19 protein-coding genes and 1 pseudogene are annotated in these 24,026 nt (G+C 39.2%); 12 read left to right on the top strand and 8 right to left on the bottom strand.

The genetic code is table 11. The features are described from left to right. Positions 1-56 precede the first annotated feature (56 nt). A complete protein-coding gene (locus ACOI1D_RS13855; protein WP_422501882.1) occupies positions 57-1,679 on the bottom strand; it encodes an ABC-F family ATP-binding cassette domain-containing protein in 1,623 nt (540 codons plus the stop codon). Between the two features lie 356 nt (positions 1,680-2,035). Between ACOI1D_RS13855 and ACOI1D_RS13850 the strand changes: the two genes are divergently transcribed. After that, on the top strand, positions 2,036-2,632 hold the full coding sequence (locus ACOI1D_RS13850) for a hypothetical protein (protein WP_422501880.1): 597 nt from the start codon (positions 2,036-2,038) through the stop codon (positions 2,630-2,632). Between the two features lie 69 nt (positions 2,633-2,701). On the opposite strand, the gene ACOI1D_RS13845 is transcribed toward ACOI1D_RS13850, so the two are convergent. From ACOI1D_RS13845 to rarD, 3 genes are all read right to left on the bottom strand, one after another. Beyond that, a complete protein-coding gene (locus ACOI1D_RS13845) occupies positions 2,702-3,331 on the bottom strand; it encodes a YpmS family protein (protein WP_422501879.1) in 630 nt (209 codons plus the stop codon). 605 nt (positions 3,332-3,936) lie between these two features. Then, positions 3,937-4,833 (bottom strand): SGNH/GDSL hydrolase family protein, encoded by an 897-nt coding sequence (locus ACOI1D_RS13840; protein ID WP_422501878.1) that lies wholly within the window; start codon positions 4,831-4,833, stop codon positions 3,937-3,939. A gap of 143 nt (positions 4,834-4,976) precedes the next feature. Beyond that, the gene (gene rarD, locus ACOI1D_RS13835) at positions 4,977-5,882 is read right to left on the bottom strand and encodes an EamA family transporter RarD (RefSeq protein ID WP_422501877.1); all 906 of its coding nucleotides are present in this window, start codon (positions 5,880-5,882) and stop codon (positions 4,977-4,979) included. A gap of 250 nt (positions 5,883-6,132) precedes the next feature. Here rarD and megL point away from each other — a divergent pair, with 250 nt between their 5' ends. Next, positions 6,133-7,317, top strand: coding sequence for a methionine gamma-lyase (gene megL / locus ACOI1D_RS13830; RefSeq protein WP_422501876.1), 1,185 nt, complete (start codon positions 6,133-6,135; stop codon positions 7,315-7,317). Here the strand turns inward: megL and ACOI1D_RS13825 are convergent, their stop codons facing one another. Continuing rightward, entirely contained in the window at positions 7,318-7,872 is a 555-nt protein-coding gene (locus ACOI1D_RS13825) for a short-chain dehydrogenase (protein ID WP_422501875.1), read from the bottom strand. A 233-nt stretch (positions 7,873-8,105) separates the two neighbouring features. Here ACOI1D_RS13825 and cls point away from each other — a divergent pair, with 233 nt between their 5' ends. The 7 genes from cls to hutG all read left to right on the top strand — a co-directional run bounded on the left by cls (position 8,106) and on the right by hutG (position 17,704). Next, positions 8,106-9,548, top strand: a complete 1,443-nt coding sequence (gene cls / locus ACOI1D_RS13820) for a cardiolipin synthase (protein WP_422501874.1) — start codon at positions 8,106-8,108, stop codon at positions 9,546-9,548. Between the two features lie 23 nt (positions 9,549-9,571). Continuing rightward, positions 9,572-10,084: an acyl-CoA thioesterase gene (locus tag ACOI1D_RS13815; RefSeq protein ID WP_422501873.1), complete on the top strand. Its 513-nt coding sequence runs from the start codon at positions 9,572-9,574 to the stop codon at positions 10,082-10,084. A 177-nt stretch (positions 10,085-10,261) separates the two neighbouring features. Continuing rightward, on the top strand, positions 10,262-11,686 hold the full coding sequence (locus tag ACOI1D_RS13810; protein ID WP_422501872.1) for an alanine/glycine:cation symporter family protein: 1,425 nt from the start codon (positions 10,262-10,264) through the stop codon (positions 11,684-11,686). Positions 11,687-12,319: 633 nt separating this feature from the next. Beyond that, complete coding sequence (gene hutH, locus ACOI1D_RS13805) at positions 12,320-13,846, top strand: histidine ammonia-lyase (protein ID WP_422501871.1); 1,527 nt, start codon at positions 12,320-12,322, stop codon at positions 13,844-13,846. Continuing rightward, the gene (hutU, locus tag ACOI1D_RS13800; protein ID WP_422501870.1) at positions 13,833-15,485 is read left to right on the top strand and encodes a urocanate hydratase; all 1,653 of its coding nucleotides are present in this window, start codon (positions 13,833-13,835) and stop codon (positions 15,483-15,485) included. Before hutH ends, hutU begins: the two co-directional genes overlap by 14 nt. 15 nt (positions 15,486-15,500) lie before the next feature. Then, the gene (gene hutI, locus ACOI1D_RS13795; RefSeq protein WP_422501869.1) at positions 15,501-16,754 is read left to right on the top strand and encodes an imidazolonepropionase; all 1,254 of its coding nucleotides are present in this window, start codon (positions 15,501-15,503) and stop codon (positions 16,752-16,754) included. Further along, positions 16,751-17,704 (top strand): formimidoylglutamase, encoded by a 954-nt coding sequence (gene hutG / locus ACOI1D_RS13790; RefSeq protein WP_422501868.1) that lies wholly within the window; start codon positions 16,751-16,753, stop codon positions 17,702-17,704. Before hutI ends, hutG begins: the two co-directional genes overlap by 4 nt. 160 nt (positions 17,705-17,864) lie before the next feature. Here the strand turns inward: hutG and ACOI1D_RS13785 are convergent, their stop codons facing one another. Next, the gene (locus ACOI1D_RS13785; RefSeq protein ID WP_422501867.1) at positions 17,865-18,197 is read right to left on the bottom strand and encodes a winged helix-turn-helix transcriptional regulator; all 333 of its coding nucleotides are present in this window, start codon (positions 18,195-18,197) and stop codon (positions 17,865-17,867) included. A 249-nt stretch (positions 18,198-18,446) separates the two neighbouring features. On the opposite strand from ACOI1D_RS13785, the gene ACOI1D_RS13780 reads away from it, so the two are divergent. Next, on the top strand, positions 18,447-19,685 hold the full coding sequence (locus tag ACOI1D_RS13780) for an aminopeptidase (RefSeq protein ID WP_422501866.1): 1,239 nt from the start codon (positions 18,447-18,449) through the stop codon (positions 19,683-19,685). A gap of 411 nt (positions 19,686-20,096) precedes the next feature. Here ACOI1D_RS13780 and recQ read toward each other — a convergent pair whose 3' ends face one another. Next, the gene (gene recQ, locus ACOI1D_RS13775) at positions 20,097-22,241 is read right to left on the bottom strand and encodes a DNA helicase RecQ (RefSeq protein WP_422501865.1); all 2,145 of its coding nucleotides are present in this window, start codon (positions 22,239-22,241) and stop codon (positions 20,097-20,099) included. Positions 22,242-22,732: 491 nt separating this feature from the next. Here recQ and ACOI1D_RS13770 point away from each other — a divergent pair. Continuing rightward, positions 22,733-23,254 (top strand): annotated as a pseudogene (locus ACOI1D_RS13770) (N-acetylmuramoyl-L-alanine amidase family protein); the annotation flags it as partial. Beyond that, positions 23,231-23,773 (top strand): peptidoglycan-binding domain-containing protein, encoded by a 543-nt coding sequence (locus tag ACOI1D_RS13765; protein WP_422501893.1) that lies wholly within the window; start codon positions 23,231-23,233, stop codon positions 23,771-23,773. The pseudogene ACOI1D_RS13770 and the gene ACOI1D_RS13765, both read left to right, overlap by 24 nt. A gap of 55 nt (positions 23,774-23,828) precedes the next feature. Here ACOI1D_RS13765 and ACOI1D_RS13760 read toward each other — a convergent pair. Continuing rightward, positions 23,829-24,026 (bottom strand): branched-chain amino acid transport system II carrier protein (locus ACOI1D_RS13760; protein ID WP_422501864.1); only part of this gene is annotated, 198 nt, incomplete at its 5' end.

Here is a 24,026-nt window from a genome sequence, read left to right as displayed (position 1 = left end):
ATTAATAGTAAAAGTGCTGCAAAAGATTTCTTTTGCAGCACTTTTTTAAACTAATACTAAACAGCGTACATAGCTGTAATTTCTTTTTGTAGCTTCTTATCCTGAACATACTCATCATAGGTCATCTCTTTATCAACAATTCCTTGAGGAGTGATTTCAATTAGGCGGTTTGAAACACTCTGAATAAATTGATGGTCATGAGAGGTGAATAAAATAGAACCTTTAAATTTAATCAAACCATTGTTAAGTGCAGTAATAGACTCTAAGTCCAAATGGTTTGTAGGTTCATCAAGGACAAGTACGTTGGCATTACTAAGCATCATTTTTGCTAACATACAACGTACTTTTTCCCCACCTGAGAGCACATTCGCTTTCTTAAGGGCTTCCTCGCCAGAAAACAACATTCTGCCTAAAAATCCGCGTAAGAAAGTTTCAGTTTGATCTTGAGGAGAATACTGGCGTAACCAGTCGACTAATGGCATTTCATTACCCTCGAAATATTTTGCGTTATCTTTAGGGAAATAAGACTGTGATGTAGTTACTCCCCAACTGAAAGTCCCGGCATCGGGCTCCATTTCACCCATGATTATTTTGAGTAATGTTGTTTTTGCTATATCATCGCGGCCGATAAAGGCTACTTTGTCATCTTTATTAATAGTGAAACTTACGTTATCCAGTACTTTCTTCTCGCCTATTGTTTTGGTCAATCCCTCAACCCGTAACAGGTCGTTTCCAATTTCACGCTCAGGTGTAAATCCTACAAATGGATACCGTCTGGATGAGGGTTTAATATCTTCAAGAGTGATATTATCGAGCATCTTTTTACGTGAGGTGGCTTGTTTAGATTTTGATGCGTTAGCACTAAACCTAGCAACAAAGGCCTGTAATTCTTTAATTTTTTCTTCCTTTTTCTTGTTATCATCTTGTGACATTTTTAAAGCAAGTTGACTGGATTCATACCAGAAATCATAGTTACCAATATAAATCTGGATTTTACCGAAATCAACATCGGCAATGTGGGTACAAACCTTATTTAAAAAGTGACGGTCATGGGAAACAACGATTACTGTGTTTTGAAAGTTAATGAGAAAATCCTCTAACCATTGAATAGCCTGGATATCTAATCCGTTTGTAGGCTCATCAAGCAGCAAAATATCGGGGTTGCCGAATAATGCTTGTGCAAGTAGAATTTTCACTTTTTGATCACCAGCAAGTTCGCCCATTTTCTTCGTGTGAAGTTCCTCATTGATACCAAGTCCTTTTAACAGGACTGCCGCATCAGATTCTGCTTCCCAACCGTTCATTTCTGCAAATTCACCTTCCAGTTCAGCAGCACGCATCCCGTCAGCTTCTGAAAAGTCAGGCTTCATATAGATAGCGTCTTTTTCCTGTTTTACCTTATACAGTTTTTCATGACCAATTAAAACAGTATCCAGCACTTCTTTATCCTCGTAAGCAAAGTGATCCTGTTGTAAAACAGCCATTCTCTCTCCAGATGCAAGGGATACATGGCCACTTTGCGGTTCCACTTCACCAGATAAAACCTTTATAAATGTTGATTTACCAGCACCATTAGCACCAATCAAACCATAACAGTTCCCGGGAGTAAACTTTAAATTAACATCCTCGAATAACTTTTTATCGCCAAAACGTAAACTTACATTTGAAACATTTATCATGTGTATTATTTCCTCCAATATTAAAACTTAGCTCAACGCAAATCGCGAGGCCTTTTAATTATATATTTTCAAACATTGAAATGTTGGACATTATCTAATAGAAAAAATAGCATCAATGCTAGATTACGGCATTTAAGGCAATTAGTCAATGTTTACTTGATTTTATAAAGAGAACATTAGACAATTTCTTCATATAATAAAAAAAAGACATATTTATTTTTTTAAAAATTCGATTTTTATTGTAAATAATAATTTATTTTTTGAAAAAGACTATATTTTTTTTGCTATATATGTAACAATTAATCAACACTTAAAATAGGTGTTGTTATAGATGCGGTCACACGGAGGGGAATACCATGGGAGGAAGAACGCTTTACTTTCTCTTTACAGATACTGGAACTTATTTATCGCGTGCAATAAATTATTGTACGAAAGAAGGCTTAAACCACGTATCCATCGCTTTTGATGAGGAATTGTTGGAAGTCTATAGTTTCGGTAGAAAAAATCCAAGAAATCCGTTCACCGGGGGATTTGTGAGGGAAAATATTCACAGTGATTTTTTAAAAAATGCATCTTGTGCAATTTATGCCTATCATTTGTCTGATGCAGAATTTGAAAAGGTTCAAACAAACATAAAAGAAATTGAGCTTCAAGCTGGCAATTATAAATATAACTTCTTAGGACTTTTTGGTGTCATACTACAAATTGAAATAAATCGTGATCACGCAATGTTTTGTTCGCAATTTGTTGCAACTGTATTGCGTGAAGTAGAAGGATTTAAACTTTCAAAACCGGAATGTTTTACAACTCCGGCAGACATCAGAGGATTATCTGGTCTGCAGCTGGTCTATCAAGGTAAACTTGCAGAATATAAAACTCGTGTTGTTGAACCTAGCTTAATAAGAAATACAGTGTTACCAAGGCAATCATTACATTCTTATTATCAAAGGTAAAACGTTTCGTAATTCGATAGAAGGGAGCCACTACATTTGTAGGTGGCTCTTTTTGAATTTTAACTTGCGTTAATAATTGTTAGGTTTTATTCCTAACGTTTGGTAGGGTACATGTATTTTAAATGCAAGATTGTTAGCTTCTAAGTCCAGATGCTCTATGCTTACTTTAAAATTGCTTCGAATATCCATATTTGTTACCGCCACATAAATTTCTTCTTCTTTTGGATTAACTGTTACCCACTTTGGCATTGGTAGGTATTTTTTGATATATTCCATAATTTTTTGGTTAGGGAGTTCCAATAAACCAACTGAAATAGACTTTTGTTCCAAAATGACATCCCCGTTTTCCTGAACAATCGGCTCAAAATGGACAGAGAGCGGAATGGTTGTGGAAAATACAGGAAGCTCTCCTAATAAATGAACATCTTCTTCTAATTCAATACTATAATGATGGCGTGTATTATCAAGAAGTTTATCGAGGTAAGCATTTACTAAATCATTTAAATTGCTCTTTGTTGTCCTCACAATAAATTGTGAGCTTTTTTGTTCGTCCACCTTTTCCTGAGAAGGTATTGTTGAATCTGAAACTGGCCAGAAAATAAATGAAATAATAACGGCTACGATAACAATATTAACAGTGAGCAAGGTATAGAATAGTTTCTTCCATTTTGATTTTGGTTGTTTGTTTTGTCTTTTCATGGCTGCCCACCTTTCTTTCTTAAAGCTATTATATAAGTGAGTTTTGTTGCTGTTTACCTTCGTAAAAACTAAAATTACGGAATGCGTGTCACCCCATCCAGTCGCCACCGCTTTTCGTTGTCTAGCTGCGAGGGCCAGAGACTCGAGACATAGTTAATAGACACTCCGAGCACTAAGGGCATGTGCTTTACGGTCTCTTAACTATGCTTGTCGTCACTACCAAGCCCTCTCCGCTTTTCGTGTCTAGCTTCGGCTCCTTGGGGTTAGCGACATAAGCAATGAACACTCCGAGTGCTAAGAGCATGCACTCTACGGTTCCTTGCTTATGCGTGTCACCCCAGATCAGTCGCCACCGCTTTTCGTGTCTAGCTACGCGGGCTAGCGGCTCGTGACGTAAGCAATTGACACTACGAGCACGAAGCCCATGTGCTCTACGGTCTCTTGCTTACGCATGTCGCCGCTACCAAGCCCGCTCCGCTTTTCATTGTCTAGCTTCGGCTCCTAGCGACTAGCAAATAGTTAGTCCTGGTGAACGTACGTAAAGATCAATGTACTGTTCCCAGTCCTATCTATTCGTACGTCGCTAACCAGTCGCCTCCGCTTTTCTATTCTTCATGCAGGTATTCTAGTACTCTTTCTGCTATTCGGTGGTATCCTCTGTAGTTTGGGTGGAAGTTATCTTTCCAAAATAGATCCACATTTCGGTCGTCGAATAGGTCAATTGTCGGAACGAATGTTGCATTGTTGTATTGCTCTGTTATTTTTTTGCCAGTTGCATTCCAGTTTTCTACAATGACTCCAAGTTCTTTGACTTGTGGGAAATATCTACCAAATGGGTCGTAAAATCCTAGTAAATAAACTTCGGCTCGTGGATTTATTGAATATATTTTTTCAAATATTTTTTTCAAACGATCCTCATATGAAATCCGCGCCTTGCTAAAGTCATCTGATGTAATGTTTGTAAAATTTTCCTTCATAACTTTCATAATATCATTAGCACCTATTGTAATTAAAACGATATCTGCATCGGATATAGAAGCTTTCACCTCGGGGTCTTTTAATTTTTCTAAAAGCTGGTCAGAGCGACGTCCCCGCTTACCATATTTTGTAAACTCAACAGCATTTTCATCGGTTGAGTTTAAAGCATTATTCAGCATGCCGACATACCCACCAGTGCCAGTTTCATCACCAATACCTTCCGTTAATGAATCGCCAATTGCCACAACATGCGCTTCGGTTTCTGTGAAGAATTGAACAGTCTCCTGCACAGCACCCGTTACCAAGTCTTTCACTTTATTGGCAACATTATCCTCTGGTTCTATTTCTTTTTTTTGATTTGGCTCACTTTTTTCTATTTTTTTATCTGGTTTTTCTTTTTTATCTTCAATTTTTGCGTCATCTATTGCCTTTTCAATAGTGGAGTTTGTATTGGATAGTACTAAAAAAATGGTTAAGCCAATTATAAATACCCCAATGACGGTTATAACAATCTTTTTTTTCACGATGATCACACCTACGAATAGTTTATTTTCTGAAGTATTAAATGGTTAACGTACAAATGTCACTAAATGTGTATACCCTAATTTAATGGAAATTATCCTTAAAAGTAGATGTAACACTTAATTTCATTTATCTTTTCCATAGGCTATGCTTTTGCTTTTCTTTTTGATGGTCTTCTATACGCTGAACCCATATAAATAATTAATGCAATCCAGATTAAAATAAAGGAAATTAAATGAGAAATCGAAAATGTTTCGTGGTAAACGAATACACCTAAGACTAGCATAATTGTAGGCGCAATGTACTGTAGGAATCCTACCATAGAAAGAGGGATCTTTTTTGCCCCGCTCGCAAACAATAATAATGGTATGGCAGTCACCACACCAGCACCAATAAGTAACAAATTTGTGTCTGATGAAATTGCACTTTTTGTAAATATGTTTTCACTAAACAAACTAACATATATTAGGGCAATTGGAGTGACAATCATTGTCTCGATTGCTAACCCAAACATCGCACCAATATCAACCATTTTCTTCAACAGTCCATAGAACCCAAAGCTGAACGCGAGTAAAAGAGAAACCCATGGAAACACGCCATAACTAAAGGTTAGATAAATAACCCCGATACCAGCGAGGATAAAGGAAAGAAGTTGTCGCTGGGTCAACGTTTCTTTTAAGACAATTATACCTAGTAATATACTTACTAATGGATTTATGTAATATCCCAAGCTCGCTTGAATTACGTGATCACTATTTACAGCCCAGATGTAGGTTAACCAATTTATACTGATCATAACCGATGCAAGCGAAATTCCGATCAGTTTCTTTTTATCTCTAACAATTAATTTGCATTCCTTTATAAAAGCCTTCCCTTTTCGCATTACAAGAGTTACGGCAATCATAAATAAAAATGACCAGACAATGCGGTGAGCTAATATCTCACCTGCAGGGACGTTTTGTATAAGCTTCCAATATATAGGTAAAAATCCCCAAAGTAGATAGGCGCAGGCAGTATATATTATTCCACTTTTTTCATCAGTAAGATTCATTTTATAACACTTCCTATCTATACAACTCTTAAGTTATGAAAAACAAAGTAAGATTAGTTTAGATTCTTTTACTGCAAATTGCAATAACCTTAGTCTTTAAGAATTAAAAGAAATCGCTTTCAAAGTAGAGGTTAATCATCTATTATAGAGATAGATAGGAAGCACACATTTAAAGATTGAAGAAAGTACAAGAAAGCGCCATTATTCTCTTTATATTGAGGTGATGGGTTTTCCTATGGGGGAGAATATTATGAGTAACAAATCAAAACGATTCGAAACAACAGCAATACACGAGGGCTATGATGCTAAAGAAATGCTAGGTAGTTTATCTACGCCTTTATTCCAAACTTCTACATTTACCTTTGATACTGCTGAACAGGGTGAACGTCGTTTTGCTGGGGAAGAGGATGGCTATATTTACTCAAGACTTGGCAATCCAACAGTTTCGGTGTTAGAGGAACGTATTGCTGCATTAGAACAGGGAGAACGTGGGCTTGCGTTTGGATCAGGTATGGCAGCAGTGTCTGCAGTGTTAATCGCACTTACTAAAGCAAATGATCATATTGTCTGCTCATCAGGTTTGTATGGGTGTACATTTGGATTATTAACTATGATGAAAGAAAAGTATAATATAGCACATGATTTTTCGGCGATGGATTCTGAAGCCGCAATTAGAGCATTAATTAGGCCAGAAACAGCTTGTATATATGTAGAGACACCGATCAATCCTACAATGAAACTGATTGATCTTAAAATGGTTTCAGATGTGGCAAGGGAATTTAATATTCCAGTAGTAGTTGATAACACATTTTCATCCCCGTATCTACAGCAACCCCTGGAACTTGGGTGTGATGTAGTCATTCATAGTGCAACGAAATATATTGGCGGTCACGGTGACGTAGTGGCTGGTTTAGTTGTTGGAAAGAAAGACTTTTTAGATTCAGTTGCAATGACTACTCAAAAAGATATCGGAGGGATTATTTCTCCTTTTGATGCCTGGTTGTTGCTTCGAGGATTAAAAACGTTGCCAATCAGATTGGATCGTCATTCGGACAATGCTGAGAATATTTTCGGTAAACTAATTGATCATTCGAAAGTTGATCGTGTTTATTATCCAAGTGACCCTGACCATGCAGACTATCCAATCTATAAAAAGCAAATGAAACGTGGAGGTGGCATCATTTCCTTTACAATAAAGGGGACGAAGAAGGATGCCCAGTTCTTACTGAATAAGCTGTCGTTTTTAAAAATCGCAGTAAGTTTAGGTGACGCAGAAACACTTATTGAGCATCCAGCAACAATGACACATTCTGTTATCCCAGAGACGGTTAGAAATCAAATGGGCATAACTGACCAGTTAATCCGCCTTTCTGTTGGACTTGAAGCTTGGGAGGATATTTGGGAAGATCTGGAACAAGCACTAAATCAACTTTAATTAAGGGCGCTTTTCCCATGGTTCAAGAGTTCCTACAATCGTTTCCAACTGGTCTGTACGAATGGCCTTGATAACACCTGATGCAATTTCATCATGTGTTAACCAACGTGAACCGTGCTCATCCAACTTAAATCCTAAATACACACGCCTGTACTGGCAATTACCCGGTACTGGCGTGTTTTCATTTTTAAAAAAACGGGAACTTCCTTTAATATCAAATAATCTCCATTTTTTTGATTCCGTTCGTACAATTTCATCAATAAGGGATGAGAGGGCGAGTGGTGCTGAACCGTGTATCCAACTAATGACAAGGTCTGGGGCACCGTGTGTCAGAAAAGTTTTTTTGATCTCTTTCTTAAAAGAGTCCAGATCATGGTAATCAACTGCAATAGCATGTATGCTTTCAGGATATTGACTGGAGCTTCTTAATTGCTGATGTCTAACAGTACTGCGACCAACAACGGATACATAATAATTAGTATTAACCAAAGATTGGCATACCTTAGCCAGCATCCCAGTTCCGCCAATAACCAGTGCGTATTTATCGTGTTTCAAAAAAATCACCTCTTCGTTAATAATGCTTTGATGATAAGCCAAGTTTTCTAAGCAGAAAAGAAAGTATAAAAAACTTTCTTTCTGCATAAGTGCAACCAAGGCTTTCGTCATTAAGAATTGACGATAAGCCAGGTTTTCTAATGATTACAGACTAGTTCATTTGAATTGTGCTATATTATGTTAGTAGGAAAATTAAATTTCACTATCTCTATAATTGAAAGGAGTGAACTGCTTTGGAATTTTTGCCTTTTCTTCTCGGTTTTATTATCATATCAAATATAGCACTTGCAACTACTATTATTTTTCTTGAAAGAAAAGATGCAACTTCGACATGGGCATGGCTGATGGTTTTGTTATTTATTCCAATAGCAGGATTCTTCCTTTATTTGGTTTTTGGCAAAAAAATCAGTAATAAACGGATTTTCACTTGGGAAACAAAGAGTAAACTTGGTGTGAAACGGTCAGTCCAGGCTCAATTACGTTCTTTAGAGGAGAACACATTTATATTTAAACATAAAGAAATGGCTGAATATAAAGATTTGTTTTATATGCATTTGCGTAATGATGATGCAATTTTTACACAAGATAACAAAGTAGATATCTACACTGATGGAAAAGAAAAATTTGAAGCGCTGATGCATGACCTTCAAAAGGCTCGCAACCACATACATTTGCTTTATTATATCATTCGTTACGATGGCTTAGGAACAGAGATTGCTGATATATTAGTGAAAAAGGCAAATGAAGGTGTAGAGATACGGGTCTTGTACGATGATATGGGTTCCCGAACTTTAAATAGGAAATTTATTAAGCGAATTCGTAATGTGGGCGGGCAGGTTGAAGCCTTTTTTCCACCAAAAATCCCCAAAATAAACATGAAAATCAATTATCGAAATCACCGTAAAATAGCAGTGATTGATGGGAAAATTGGTTACATAGGTGGATTTAATATCGGTGATGAGTATTTGGGGAAAAAGGAGAAATTCGGTTATTGGCGTGATACCCATTTACGTATTATGGGAGACGCGGTACATCACCTGCAAACACGGTTTATTCTTGACTGGAATCAAGCATCCCGAAATGATATCTTGTACGACGATCGGTTCTATAATGCTAAACCTGAAGGTAATGTGGGTATGCAAATTGTTACAAGTGGTCCGGATTCTGAATGGCAACAAATAAAAAATGGATATATTAAGATGATTATGTCTGCAAAAGAGTACATCTATATTCAAACTCCATATTTTATTCCTGATGAAAGTCTTGCAGATGCATTACGGATTGCTTGTCTTTCGGGAGTCGATGTTAAGATCATGATTCCAAATAAGCCAGATCATCCTTTTGTGTACTGGGCAACCCTCTCCTACATTGGTGACATGTTAAAAGCGGGAGCGGAAGTATACATCTATCAACATGGATTCCTTCATGCAAAAACTATTATTGTGGATGGTAAGATTGCATCAGTTGGAACCGCGAATATTGACGTGCGAAGCTTTAGGTTAAACTTTGAAGGGAACGCATTCATATATGACAGCACCGTAGCAGGAAAACTTTTAAAAAGTTACCTTGAGGACATCAGTCTTTCAACCCAAATGACCAGGAAGCTATATGAAAAACGGACAGTAGGTATTCGGTTTAAAGAATCAATTTCCCGGCTACTGTCACCAATATTATAAAATCAGCAAATAGGAGGATAACCATGGAAAGTAAACCATGTAGTAAGTCATTAACAGTCAAGACGTCACATGTACTGCCGCCAGATACCAATACCCATGGAACATTGTTTGGAGGAAAACTAATGGCGCACATTGATGATGTAGCGGCTATTGCAGCAGCTCGGCACGCAAGGGAGACTGTTGTAACTGCATCAACAGACTCAGTCGATTTTCTTGCTCCTGTGAAAGAAGGAGATTCTATTTGTGTAGAGGCTTTTGTAACATGGACACACAACACATCCATGGAAATTTTTGTGAAAGCAGTAACTGAGAATCTTTTAACGGGCGATCGAAAAGTGTGCACTACCGCATTCCTTACATTTGTAGCGGTTAACGCGAAAGGTAAACCTATACCAGTCGTTTCAGTTTATCCAGAAACAGAACTTGAAAAGAACCTTCATGAAAACGCACCAATCAGAGCGAAACACCGGATAGAACGCAGGACAAATTCAAAACTACTTGCAAAAACATTCGGTACCGAATTTCCTTGGCAGTAAAGAGAGAATTTTTTGCTATGTGCAACACTAAAGGCCGATAGAAAGGGGCCTTGCCCACATTAAAAGACTGATGTGGGCTCACTCCAAAAAATAAAGAATACATGATAGTAATTAAGGGTATACGATTATATACGTTATAATAGACTTAATTTTTAAGTACGGAGGGAATAAAGAGAGATGAGTTTTATAGAAAGTGTAATCGGAGAAATAAATAATGTTTTATGGTCCTATGTATTAATTGTTGCGCTAATTGGTCTTGGATTATGGTTTACGATTAAAACAAAGTTTGTGCAATTTAGATATTTACCCGAAATGTTTCGCGTTTTATTTGATAAGCGAACGATGAGTGCCAAAGGAAAGAAAGGTACGTCATCCTTCCAGGCGTTTGCAATTAGTGCAGCGTCACGGGTTGGTACAGGAAACCTTGCGGGTGTAGCATCGGCAATCGCACTTGGTGGACCAGGGGCGATTTTTTGGATGTGGATTATCGCTTTGTTAGGTTCAGCTACAGCATTTGTAGAGAGTACGCTTGCTCAAGTTTATAAAGTCCCAGAGAAAAATCAATACCGTGGTGGTCCTGCCTATTATATGGAAAAAGGACTAAATAAGCGTTGGCTTGGAATTGTTTTTGCAATAACAATTACATTCACCTATGGTTTAGTTTTTAATGCTGTCCAGTCAAATACAATTAGTTTAGCTTTCAACAGCCAGTTCGACTTTGGAAAACCATATATGGCAGTCATTCTAGTGGCTCTAACAGCTATGGTTATTTTTGGAGGATTGAAATCAATTGCGAATGTTACACAATTCATCGTTCCAATTATGGCTATCCTATACATTTTAATCGCTGTTTATGTGTTAATCGTGAACATAACTGCAGTGCCAGATTTGATTTCATTAATTTTCGCAAATGCATTTGGTATTCGTGAGGTAGCAGGTGGTGGATTCGGTGCAGCAATCATGATGGGAATTAAACGTGGTTTATTCTCAAATGAAGCTGGTATGGGTAGTGCACCAAACGCTGCAGCTACTGCCGAGGTAACGCATCCTGCTAAACAAGGATTAATTCAATCACTAGGTGTATTTTTTGATACGATTTTAATTTGTAGTGCAACAGGCTTTATTCTTATCTCAGCTGGTGGATATGAAGGTAGTAAGCTTGATGGAATTCAGTTAACCCAAAATGCATTTGAATTTCATATTGGTGATTGGGCATCGATCTTTATTTCAGTGGCAATTTTCTTATTTGCCTATAGCTCTATACTTGGAAATTACTACTATGGTGAAAACAACATAGGCTACATCAGGGAAAGTAAAGTTGGTTTATTTATCTATCGTCTAGCGGTACTTGGGATGGTTGTTTTTGGGACAATTGCATCATTTGACTTGGTATGGGCACTTGCTGACTTGTCAATGGCGATCATGGCCTTAATTAACTTATACGCAATCACCAAGCTATTTAAGATTGCAAATCGCGTTCTGCAGGATTATAACCGTCAACGTAAGGAAGGAAAAGACCCGGTCTTCTACCGTGATGTATTAGATAACCAGGATGGTATCGAGTTCTGGGACCGCGAAGAATCTGACCATGAACGGGATTAAATAAGGCTCTTTTCCTATGTTTTGTTGTTCACAGTTGATAAAAAAACTGCGACGTAGTGAAATTTTTTGACGCCCTGTGATTCCTGCGGAAAAATCACTACGCGCACCTTAGGGCTTGCGCTGAGCCTCCTAGGGGTCTCAACACTTCGCTAACGTGATGTTTAAATAGTACTTTAGGGCTCATTCACTATTACGATAGTTGTTTGGAGCGGAGGACCGTTGACTCCTGCGGGAACAGCACGAGTCTGAAGACCCCGCAGAGTGGTTTTCTCAAGGAGGCTGAGGCCGTGCCCGCGGAAAGCAACGGTCCGTAGCGGAAAACAACTCAGCGCTTACGTCGTAGTTTATATATTTTATGTCAAAAACAACAAGTTTTAGAAAATAGCCTTAAATAATAAGAGGGAAATCTCTCATTTCGCTAAAGAGGTGAGGGACTTCCCTAATTTGCATTTTAAAAGGAAAGCGCTTACAATAAAGATGAGAAATATCTGATTAGTTGGGGTGCTTTTTATGAAAAGCGGCAACAGACAAGTTAATCAATTAAATTATTCAAAGAGGCTCGGTTTATAACCGCGGCCTCTTTTTACGTTCATTGCTTTATCCTAGTAAAGCGGTGCTACAAGGAGGTATATTATGGTTATTTTAACTGGAAAAACACTAACGTTTGATGAAGTGAAGCGTGTTGTGTTTAACAATGAAAAAGTGGAGCTGGCAAAAGAATCGTGCATCAGCATAGAAGCAAATAGGGAAACGGTCGATCAGCTTATTAAGGACAAAAAAACGATGTATGGTATTAACACGGGCTTTGGCAAGTTCAGTGATGTCGTAATTGAAGATGCAGACTTAGAAGATCTACAGTTGAACCTGATTCATTCCCACGCCTGTGGGATTGGGGAGCCATTTTCCGAAAGTGTAACAAGAGTAATGCTATTGCTCCGGGCAAATGCACTTACGCAAGGTTATTCTGGTGTAAGGGTTGTCCTGGTGAATCAGCTCCTGAATTTATTGAACAGCGGCATTCATCCAATTGTTCCTCAACAGGGGTCATTAGGTGCAAGTGGAGACCTGGCGCCACTTTCCCATCTTGCGCTTGGATTAATGGGTGAAGGTGATGTCATGTATCAAGGTGAAAAAATACCTGCTCGTGATGCGTTAAGTAAAGCAGGGATTACTCCATTAATTTTAAAAGCAAAAGAGGGGCTTGCTCTCATCAACGGGACGCAGGCAATGACCGCAGTAGGCGTTATTACGTATCTTGAGGCTGAAAAACTCCTTCATCAAAGTGAATTAATAGCTGCGATGACAATGGAAGGATTACAGGGAATAATTGATGCATTTGACGCTGACCTACATGCAGTGCGGGGTCACCAAGACCAAATGGATGTCGCAGGTCGAATTCGCACTATCTTGGCTGACAGTAGCCTCATTTCAAAACAGGGGGAGCTACGTGTTCAGGATGCTTATTCAATAAGGTGTATTCCACAGGTTCTTGGGGCATGCTGGCAACCGATTAATTATGCAAAAGAAAAGCTATCAATCGAGATGAATGCTGTGACGGATAATCCACTAATCTTTTCTGATCAAAACAAAGTGATATCAGGTGGGAATTTTCATGGTCAGCCAATCGCGTTCGCCATGGACTTTATTAAACTTGGAATCGCTGAAACTGCTAACATTGCAGAACGTCGCATTGAAAGGTTGGTGAATCCACAACTTAATGATTTGCCTGCATTTTTAAGTCCAAATCCTGGGTTAGAATCTGGTGCGATGATCATGCAATACAGTGCAGCATCACTTGTCTCTGAAAATAAAACACTTGCACATCCAGCAAGTGTTGATTCAATTCCATCATCCGCGAATCAGGAGGATCATGTCAGCATGGGTACAATTGCAGCAAGACACGCGTTACAGATGCTACAGAACAGTCGGCATGTGGTTGCAATCGAGCTGATTTGTGCCATGCAGGCAGTCGAATATCGTGGTACTAAAGAAATGAGCACTATTACTAGAAACTATTATGAAAAAGCTCGTCAGATTGTTCCAAGCATTACTAAGGATCGTATTTTTGCAACAGATATTACGAATCTCACAAATTGGTTAAAAGACGAAACAGAATCATATGTACGTTTACAAGGGGGAATTTTTCATGAACAAGGTTGAAGTGAAGGCAAAAAGAGGCTTAGAGCTTGAGTGTAAAGGATGGGAGCAGGAAGCGGCACTACGTATGCTTTATAATAATTTAGATCCTGAAGTAGCGGAGAATCCTCAGGAACTAGTTGTATACGGTGGGATAGGAAAAGCAGCCCGAAACTGGGAGGCGTTCCATGCAATTGTGAAAACGTTACGAAATCTTGAAAACGATGAAACAATGTTAATTCAGTCTGGTAAGCCTGTTGGCGTGTTTAAAACGCATAAACATGCACCACGTGTATTAATGTCTAACTCAGTTTTAGTACCAAAGTGGGCGAACTGGGAGCATTTTCACGAGCTCGATAAAAAAGGCCTGATGATGTATGGGCAAATGACTGCTGGAAGCTGGATTTACATTGGTACCCAAGGAATTCTGCAGGGAACCTACGAAACATTTTCTTCACTTGCAAAAAAGCATTACAACGGCTCATTAAAAGGAACCATTACCCTAACCGCGGGACTTGGCGGGATGGGTGGTGCTCAGCCACTTGCTGTAACAATGAATGAAGGCGTTTGCATCGCAGTGGAAGTTGATAAAAGTCGTATTGAAAAACGTCTGAAAACAAAGTACTGCGATGTTATGACAGAAAGCATGGATGAAGCCATTTCCTTAGCCAAAGATGCAAAAGAAGCGGGGAAGGCTCTATCCATTGCGTTGCTCGGTAATGCAGCTGAAGTACACCATGAACTTTTAACGAAAGATATTGAGATTGATATTGTTACAGATCAAACGTCAGCACATGACCCGTTAAATGGATATGTACCTGTTGGATTTACTGTTGAAGAAGCAGAAGATTTACGTAAAAGGGACGCTGATGCATACATCGTAAAGTCAAAAGCAAGTATGGCGAGACACGTAGAAGCAATGCTTTCCTTTAAAAATAAGGGATCCATTGTTTTCGATTACGGAAATAATATTCGCCAGGTTGCATATGACGAGGGTGTCGAAAAGGCATTTAATTTTCCTGGATTTGTTCCGGCTTATATCCGTCCACTATTTACTGAAGGAAAAGGACCGTTTCGCTGGGTAGCACTATCAGGCGATCCAGAAGATATTTACCGTACAGATCGATTGATTAAAGAACTTTTTCCAGAAAACGAGGCACTAATTCGTTGGATTGGTATGGCGCATGATCAAATCGCTTTCCAAGGACTTCCTTCAAGAATTTGCTGGCTTGGGTATGGCGAACGTATGAAAATGGGTTTAGCCATCAATGAGCTTGTGCGGAATGGAGAATTAAAAGCACCAATTGTAATTGGTCGTGACCATTTAGACTGCGGATCTGTAGCATCACCAAACAGGGAAACAGAAGATATGAAAGATGGCAGTGATGCTGTAGGAGACTGGGCAGTATTGAACGCACTGATCAACACAGCTGCCGGTGGTTCATGGATTTCCTTCCATCATGGCGGTGGCGTCGGTATGGGCTACTCTCTTCATGCCGGAATGGTTGCAGTAGCGGATGGGACTGATTTAGCGCATGAACGCTTAGAGCGGGTTCTAACAACTGATCCGGGTATGGGAATCATTCGCCATGCAGATGCGGGGTATGAAACCGCTATTGATTTTGCTGAAGAACACGATATTACAATACCCACAAAGAAATAGAGAGGAGTTAACATCATGCAGGTAGATTTACTGATAACCAATATTGGACAATTGCTAACGATGGATAAAGAGGGGCCAGTTAAGGGCCGAGACATGAATGACCTTAGCGTAATGAAAAATATGGCTGTGGCTGTTCAAAACGGAAAAGTGGAGTGGATTGGCTCAACAGATCAGGCTACTAATTTTCAGGCGGTCCGAACGATTGATGCAAAAGGCAAGCTCGTAACACCAGGACTTGTTGAACCGCACACCCACTTAGTTTTCGGTGGTTCACGGGAAAAGGAGATGGCCCTAAAGCAACAGGGTGTACCATATCTTGAGATTCTAAAGCAAGGTGGAGGGATTTTATCAACGGTAAATTCGACAAAAGAAACGTCTTTCGAGGATTTGCTTGAAAAAGCATTGTTTCATTTAGACCGGATGGCGATGCATGGAATCACAACGGTTGAAGCAAAGAGTGGTTACGGGCTTGATCGTGAAACGGAACTTAAACAGCTGGAGGTTGCAAAAGAAGCAAGATTACAGCACCCGTTAGATATTGTTTCAACATTTTTGGGTGCGCATGCCATACCGCCAGAACATAAAGAAAATCCAGAAGCATTTTTAGATGAAATGGTAAAAATGTTCGATGAAATAAAAGAAAAGAACCTTGCTGAATTCGTGGATATTTTTACCGAGACAGGTGTATTTTCGGTAGAACAATCAAGAAAATATCTCCTAGCGGCCAAGGAAAAAGGTTTTGGTCTTAAAATTCATGCAGACGAAATTGATCCATTAGGAGGTACTGAGCTTGCGGTTGAAGTTGGAGCGATCAGTGGTGATCATTTAGCCGTTGCATCTGATGAGGGCATTAAACAGTTGGCAGCATCTACTACGATCGGTGTAATTTTGCCAGGAACAAGTTTTTATCTCGGAAAAGATACCTATTCTCCTGCACGGAAAATGGTTGATGCTGGAGCAGCGATAGCTATTTCAACAGACTTTAACCCTGGAAGCTCTGTTACAGAAAATCTTCAGCTCATAATGTCCATTGCAGCGTTAAAACTAAAGCTCTCACCGGAAGAAATATGGCATGCGGTAACGATTAACGCAGCACATGCAATTGGTCGGGGATCAGAGGCTGGTACAATTGTACCTGGAAGAAAGGCAGATATCGTCCTTTGGGATGCACCAAATTATATGTATATCCCATATCATTATGGAGTTAACCACGTAAATACTGTAATTAAAAATGGAGCAGTTTTATATGAGAGGCAGGCGATACGATGACCGGGTTGAGACATGTTAAGCCTGCAGGGGAAGCGGTATTTAAAGATCGGTATACAACAAAAATGAGCGAATTGCTGATTCCCTGGGAAAAAGGTATAACAGCTGATTTCGGAATTGCGGGCGCTCCTTTTTCAAAATCATCGATTAGTCACTCTGGAGCATCCTTTGCCCCTGCAGCAATTCGATTAGCACTAACAAGTTATACTACTTTCTCGGGGGATACAGGCGTTGATTTCACCGATGCGATCATTGACTTTGGTGACATCAATATGAACCCAACTGATGTTGTTGGTAATCAACAGCGATTGTATGAAGGGCTTTCAGATATTTATGAAACAGAAGCGGCTGCTAACTGGATTGTACTAGGTGGAGACCACTCGATTAGCCATTCATCGATTAAAGCTTTTTCGAAGGAAGATGTATCAGTAGGTGTAATCCAGTTTGATGCACATCATGATTTACGGAATGTGGAGGATGGAGGTCCAACAAATGGAACCCCATTCAGACGATTGATAGAGGATGGAACTTTGAAGGGTGAAAACCTAGTTCAAATTGGTATTCGAGACTTCACTAATGCCAAAGCATACGACGACTATGCTAAAGAACATGGCGTTGTCGTGTACACGATGCAGGATCTTGTGCGGGAATCAATACTAGCAATTTTAGAACGTGAATTGAAACTGCTGGGAGATCGGGTGGATGTTATTTATCTATCTGTCGACATGGATGTACTGGATCAGGCCTTTGCACCAGGTTGCCCAGCAATAGGGCCAGGTGGAATGGACAGCAGTGCGCTCCTCGCAGGGGTTCATCTTGCGGCACAGCACGAAAAGGTCAAGGCAATGGACATCGTAGAAATCGACCCGACAATCGATATCCGGAACATGACAAGTAGAGTAGCAGCAAATGTGATGCTGCAGTTTATGTTAGGTAAGGAGCTCGGGGATTGAATGAAGCAAACTGGTCAATTGGAACGATGATACATTCAAAAACAGCACTAGAAAAGGTGGCATTCGCAAAGACTCAACGGTGAGTATCTTAATTGAACTAATGTAGTAAGAAAGAATTTCTGTCAAAAAAAAAAGGCTGTTAACTTTCAACAGCCTATACCTATTTAACTTCTTGATTGGTTTTATCTTCTAATGTGACCCAATCCTCAGCCCAATGCTGAATTGCTTGAATAACTGGTTCTAGTGCGTTTCCTTTTTCAGATAACGAATACTCAATTCGGACAGGGAACTCAGAGTATATGTTTCGAACAACAATACCTTCCTGCTCCAACATTTTTAATCGATCCGAGAGCAACCTGCCACTTATTGGTAAGTTTGCTTCCATTTCGGAAAAGCGCCTTTTGCCTTTTAAAAGATCAAACAGAATTAGACCAACCCAACGTTTGCTGACTAGTTGCATAGCACTTTCAAATCGTGGACATAATTCTTCCATGAATACCACCTCTTTTAAAATGGGTTTATATATAAAAACTTTAATTAATGTAAATAACTAATTACAAAAAGTAACTTAATAACAGTATACCACACTGCAAAAGATGCGTAAATCGATTGCGGAACCTGTCGCTCTCTGTCCTGATGCAATATTTTTATATAATTTAATCAATTTTTTTGGCAATCTTTCTAGGTTTATGAAATAATAACGGTACACGAAATATATGATAACAACAACGGAGGTAATACGATGGTCAACCAAAAAACAAAAGAAAAATATGCAGAACTCGCGTTACGTAAAGGGGTTAATCTGCAAAAAAATCAGGCTTTAGTAATTAATGCACCAATTGAAGGAGCGGAGTTTACGAAAATAGTGGTTCGTAAAGCATATGAAATTGGTGCCAAAGATGTACATATCAATTGGGTAGATGACGAGATTACACTTTTGAAATATGAAAATGCGCCAGATGAAGTGATTGCAGATTTTCCGGAATGGAAAGTTAAATTGCACGATATGTATGCAGAAGATGGTGCAGCGATATTGTCCATTCGTTCCACCAATCCTGATTTATTGAAAGATATTGATTCAGGACGTGTTGCAAAGGCAAACAAAGCAGCGGCACAGGCTATGACAAACTTTCGTAAGTACACGATGAACGATTTAATTACGTGGTCGATCATTTCCATTCCAACAGGGGATTGGGCACAGAAAATTTTCCCTGACAAGTCACAAGAAGATGCAGTTGAAAGTCTTTGGGAAGCAATTGTAAAAATCGTTCGTGTTGACCAGGACGACCCAGTGGCAGCATGGGATGCCCATAACGCAAAACTAAGAGTTGCACGAGAGCTTATGAATAAGAAAAACTACAAAAAATTAATTTATAAAGCACCAGGAACTGACCTGGAACTTGAACTACCAGAAGGGCACATTTGGAAAGGTGGATCTGCTGAATCCGCAAAAAGTATAACATTCAATCCAAATATGCCAACTGAAGAAGTGTTTTCTCTACCACATAAATATGGAGTAAATGGTACTGTTTCAAGTACTAAACCGTTAAATTATGGTGGAAGTCTGATTGACAATTTCACATTGACATTTAAGGATGGAAAAGTAGTTGATTACAAAGCAGAGCAAGGCGAAGATACATTAAAACACTTGCTTGAAACTGATGAAGGTGCAACGCGTCTCGGTGAAGTGGCACTAGTACCACATGAATCACCTGTATCCCAGTCAGGATTGATTTTCTATAACACACTATTCGACGAAAATGCATCGTGTCATATTGCGCTTGGAAAAGCATATCCGACTAATCTAGAAGGCGGAGCGTATATGAACAGTGAAGAACTTGATAAGCATGGAGTGAATGATAGTTTAACACATGTAGATTTCATGATCGGCTCAGAAAATCTTGATATCGACGGCGTGTTACAGGATGGTACAACAGAAGCAGTTTTCCGTAATGGAACATGGGCATTTGAAATTAAATAGACCTTTATGCCGCCTCCAAGATAAATTTGGTGGCGGATTTTTTCTTTTTATTTGGATGAAATAGATGTTTTTTAAGGTTTGACCCTAAAGGGGAAGTAGCCGTCATGGTTAAAAAATCACCCGTTATGGGCCCGAAATCCCCCGTTAATCGGATAAATCCCCCGTCGTGGGCAAAGAATCACCCGTTAATCGGATAAATCCCCCGTCGTGGGCAAAGAATCACCCGTTAATCGGATAAATCACCCGTCGTGGGCAAAGAATCACCCGTTAATCAAATAAATCACCCGTTGTGGCCAGAGAATCACCCTTTAATCAAATAAATCACCCGTCACGCCAACACCCCGCCTATCTTCAACAACGATGCTCTCAAAAAATAAAAAAACGCACTCCCTACTTGGAAGTGCGCTCCTATCACATATATTCATTTTTCACTAAAACTGCTTTTATCTTCGTATAAGTATAGCCTTCAGGAAGAGAGTCTTTTAATGGTTTCAACTTTGGTTCATCAATATTATTGCGGGCTTCCAGCACATTTCTTTCTTCTTCGGAAGTGAAGAAAATTTCCCATGCAATCGGAAAGCCTTCTTTGGTTGCTTTGAAGATATGTCCTTCAACTGTTTGCTGTGACATGTCCCGGATAACAGAAATGTCTTTAATCGATTTACCAGACCGGAACATTTGGTAACTCGTTAGATGACTAGGCTCTTCGTTAGTAGACTTTTCTCTAGGCTTTGCCGGACTACTATCGTCAATTCTAATTTTTGTTTTGACATCAGGATTACGCCTGCGCCATTCCTGAATCACTTCGAGAAACGCACTACCATATTGTTCATATTTTTTCTCGCCAATCCCTTTGATCGTTAACATGTCGTCTTTTGAATCTGGGAAATATCGGCTCAAATCCTTTAATGTAGCATCAGAAAATAAAACATATGGTGGCACATTTTGCTCGTCGGCAGTTTGCTTGCGAAGCTGTCTTAAGGCTTCAAATAACTCTTCCTGATAATCAGCTTCTTCACCAGTTGGGATAACGGTTGAATACATCCAAACTGTGCGTTTACCCATCAACACGTCTACTGATTCCTGGTTCAATTTTAACGTTGGATATCGGCCTTCTTCAGTAGCAAGGATATTCTCTGCTATTAAAAAGTGAATCCACTCCGTTAATGCTTTCTCAGTGTAATTCGACAGAATACCATACGTGGAAATTAAATGCAGCTTAAAGTCTTTTATTTTTTTATCGTTTGATCCTTTTAATACTTTGGCGGTCATGCCAACACCAAATCGTTCTCCCATGCGCTTCACACAGGAAAGAATCATTTGTGCTTCCTTCGTCATGTCGGTTTGGTCCGTCCGGTTAATACAATTGCTGCATCTTCCACAGGAACTTTTGCCATTCGTGTCATTGAAATAATCCAAAATAAAGGAAGTCATACAGCTATGCGTGTGACAATAGTTGATCATGGACTGGAGCTTACGGTATTCACCTCGTTTGGCATCATCGTCCATAAAGGATTGTTCGATTAGAAATTTCTGTAATTGAATATCCTGTGCTGAAAATAACAAGATACAATCGCTGGGTTCACCGTCACGTCCTGCACGGCCCGCTTCTTGGTAGTATGATTCAATGGTCATCGGCATTGCGTAGTGAATAACATATCGAACGTTCGATTTATCAATCCCCATACCGAATGCATTGGTGGCAATCATGACGGGAATTTCATCAGTTATGAATGCTGCTTGTGATTTTTTTCGTTCGTCCTCAGACATGCCCGCATGGTATTTTGCTACAGAAATTCCTTTTGTCGTTAGTTGTTCAAATAAAGCATCTGCCTGTTTTCGTGTAGCTGTATAAATAATCCCCGATTCATTTTTTCTCTCAGCAAGAAATGATCGAACGTAGCTTGGCTTGTCCTTACCTTTAACGATATGAAAGGAAAGATTGTCACGTTCAAATCCAGTATTCGTAACATGTTCATCATCAATATGTAGTAATGTCTGGATATCTGAAATAACTTCTTCAGTAGCGGTTGCGGTCAGTGCTACATATACAGGAATGTTGGATAAAGCTTTTAAGTTTGGAACAATAGAGCGGTAGCTTGGCCTAAAATCGTGCCCCCATTGAGAAATACAATGCGCTTCATCAAAAGCGACTAATGCAATTGGTATACGTTTGACCAGCTGAACAAAAAAAGATGACTCAAAACGTTCAGGTGCGACGTAGACAAATTTGTATCGTCGTGCCTCGATATCACGGTGGCGTTGCTGTTGTTCGGCTGTTGATAACGAACTATTTATATACGTAGCTGCAATGCCAAGCGAGTTCAATGCATCTACCTGATCCTTCATTAACGAAATTAGAGGCGAAATAATAATTGCAACACCATCTAAGGACATACCGGGAATTTGATAGCAAACGGATTTACCACCCCCGGTTGGCATGACAGCTAGTGAATTTTTTAATTGTAATATATTGGATATAGTTTCCTTTTGTCCAGGTCTAAAAGCTGGAAAACCATAATAAGTTTGTAGGATTTTTTCTGCTTCAGCGATCATGATGATCCTCCTTTAGTATAGTTAATCTTAACATATTTATGTTTAAAAAAAGAGCTGAAATAACTGAGTCTTAGAATCTATTATTGAATAAATTATTAATGTCCCATTTTCGTTCTGCAGGTATAGTCACACCAGGCAAAAGTTTGCATAAATTACCCAGGTATTTAATTCTGAGAGGGGTTTAACGAAGCAAATTGCAATGAGGTTGTGGTAGTACCGTAGCAACTGAGTTGTTAGAACATCTATCATGTGCCTAAAGGTATTGTTTTTTTTTTTGAACTCTTTCATTACTATACATGTATTGTAAACTATAAACCTTCCTCAAGTTCTCGTGCCAAGTCACTGGTGTTTAAAACAATTGTACGCTAGCTTTCCGCCTTTTTATCTCACATTTGGAATAAACTTAAATATATTACTATAAGGAACCCTTTAAGGTTCTTTTTTACAGGGTGGAAAGGTTCCTAAAAAATTTATATTGTGAGGTGAAAAAAATGCCGTACAAGATAACAAAAGATTATATCAATCTAGGAAATGCAAGATCTGGTGAAGATTTACAGGAAGTAGAATATATTGTCAGTCACGATACAGGAAATCCGGGGTCTTCAGCATATGCAAATAGGAATTACTTTGAAAATTCTGACCCGACTGCCTCTGCTCATACATTCATCGATGACAGTACTATTCTGGAAATCGTACCCTTAAATGAAAAGGCTTGGCATGTACGTTACAATGTTGGTACAGACAATCGGCTTTATGGTGAAGATGCTAATGATGCAGCAATTGGTGTGGAGCTCGCATATGGCGGAAATATCAACTTTCAAGAAGCATATAAGCGATATGTTTGGTATCATGCATATCTCGTTGACAAGTATAATTTAGACCCAAGTGAGGACATTGTTGCACATAGCACCTTAGATCCATATCGCAGAACAGATCCACAAAACGCTTTAAATCAACACGGAATTTCGTGGAATGACTTCATAAATGATGTGGAAAATTCCTACCAGCAGTATTTTCAGGGTAGTGAAATAACTCCTGACCCAGTTGTTAAAGGCTCCTCAGTAGATTTACCGTTAGATATTGGTGACGAAGGTCAATTTGTCAGGGAAGTGCAACAAGACTTGTTAAGAGCCGGCTTTTCTCTTCCTATCTATGGCGTCGATGGTCAATATGGTCCGGAGACACAACGAGCCGTAATGATGTTCCAAAAAAGATACGGGTTAACTGTAGATGGCCTGGTTGGACCACAAACATTAGGTAAACTAAAAGAGGTAATTAATAGCAGTAGACCTATCAATGATTTTCCATTGCCTAACGTCACGTTACAATATGGCGATGAGGGTCCTGCAGTAAAACAGCTGCAGCGCGCTTTAAGAGAAATTAACTTTGACCCTGAATTAATTGATGGAAAGTATGGACCGCTGACAGAAGACGCGGTAAGAAGATTCCAATCCATGTATGCCGCATTAGCTAATGATGGTATATACGGCCCAAATACAAGAAGATATATTCAAATGGAATTAGATAACTAGTTCCTCAAGCGACGGGTCAATAGATCTGTCGTGATTTTTTTTACCGGAAGAGAGTTTATTCTTTTGCTTTGCCTACTAGTAATCCAATGATTCCACCAACTACAGCTGGGACAACCCATCCTAGACCTACAGCGAAGAAAGGTAGCTTTTCCATGTAAGGTGTAATTGGTGAAAGATCTGTTCCAAAAGCAATTAACCCATCGTATAAGCTAGTAACAGCTGTCAACAGAATCGCTCCCTGATAGACATTACT

It is taken from the genome of Virgibacillus sp. DJP39, assembly GCF_049310925.1.
GTDB lineage: Bacteria > Bacillota > Bacilli > Bacillales > Amphibacillaceae > Virgibacillus_F.
The sequence above is the reverse complement of the archived record's forward strand: the minus strand, read 5'-3'. Positions and strand labels throughout refer to the sequence as shown.

Coding starts and splice junctions, on each gene's coding strand:
- ACOI1D_RS13855 (WP_422501882.1), bottom strand. CDS start 1,679: ATGATAAATGTTTCAAATGTAAGTTTACGTTTTGGCGATAAAAAGTTA.
- ACOI1D_RS13850 (WP_422501880.1), top strand. CDS start 2,036: ATGGGAGGAAGAACGCTTTACTTTCTCTTTACAGATACTGGAACTTAT.
- ACOI1D_RS13845 (WP_422501879.1), bottom strand. CDS start 3,331: ATGAAAAGACAAAACAAACAACCAAAATCAAAATGGAAGAAACTATTC.
- rarD (WP_422501877.1), bottom strand. CDS start 5,882: ATGAATCTTACTGATGAAAAAAGTGGAATAATATATACTGCCTGCGCC.
- megL (WP_422501876.1), top strand. CDS start 6,133: ATGAGTAACAAATCAAAACGATTCGAAACAACAGCAATACACGAGGGC.
- ACOI1D_RS13815 (WP_422501873.1), top strand. CDS start 9,572: ATGGAAAGTAAACCATGTAGTAAGTCATTAACAGTCAAGACGTCACAT.
- ACOI1D_RS13810 (WP_422501872.1), top strand. CDS start 10,262: ATGAGTTTTATAGAAAGTGTAATCGGAGAAATAAATAATGTTTTATGG.
- hutH (WP_422501871.1), top strand. CDS start 12,320: ATGGTTATTTTAACTGGAAAAACACTAACGTTTGATGAAGTGAAGCGT.
- hutU (WP_422501870.1), top strand. CDS start 13,833: ATGAACAAGGTTGAAGTGAAGGCAAAAAGAGGCTTAGAGCTTGAGTGT.
- hutI (WP_422501869.1), top strand. CDS start 15,501: ATGCAGGTAGATTTACTGATAACCAATATTGGACAATTGCTAACGATG.
- hutG (WP_422501868.1), top strand. CDS start 16,751: ATGACCGGGTTGAGACATGTTAAGCCTGCAGGGGAAGCGGTATTTAAA.
- ACOI1D_RS13785 (WP_422501867.1), bottom strand. CDS start 18,197: ATGGAAGAATTATGTCCACGATTTGAAAGTGCTATGCAACTAGTCAGC.
- ACOI1D_RS13780 (WP_422501866.1), top strand. CDS start 18,447: ATGGTCAACCAAAAAACAAAAGAAAAATATGCAGAACTCGCGTTACGT.
- recQ (WP_422501865.1), bottom strand. CDS start 22,241: ATGATCGCTGAAGCAGAAAAAATCCTACAAACTTATTATGGTTTTCCA.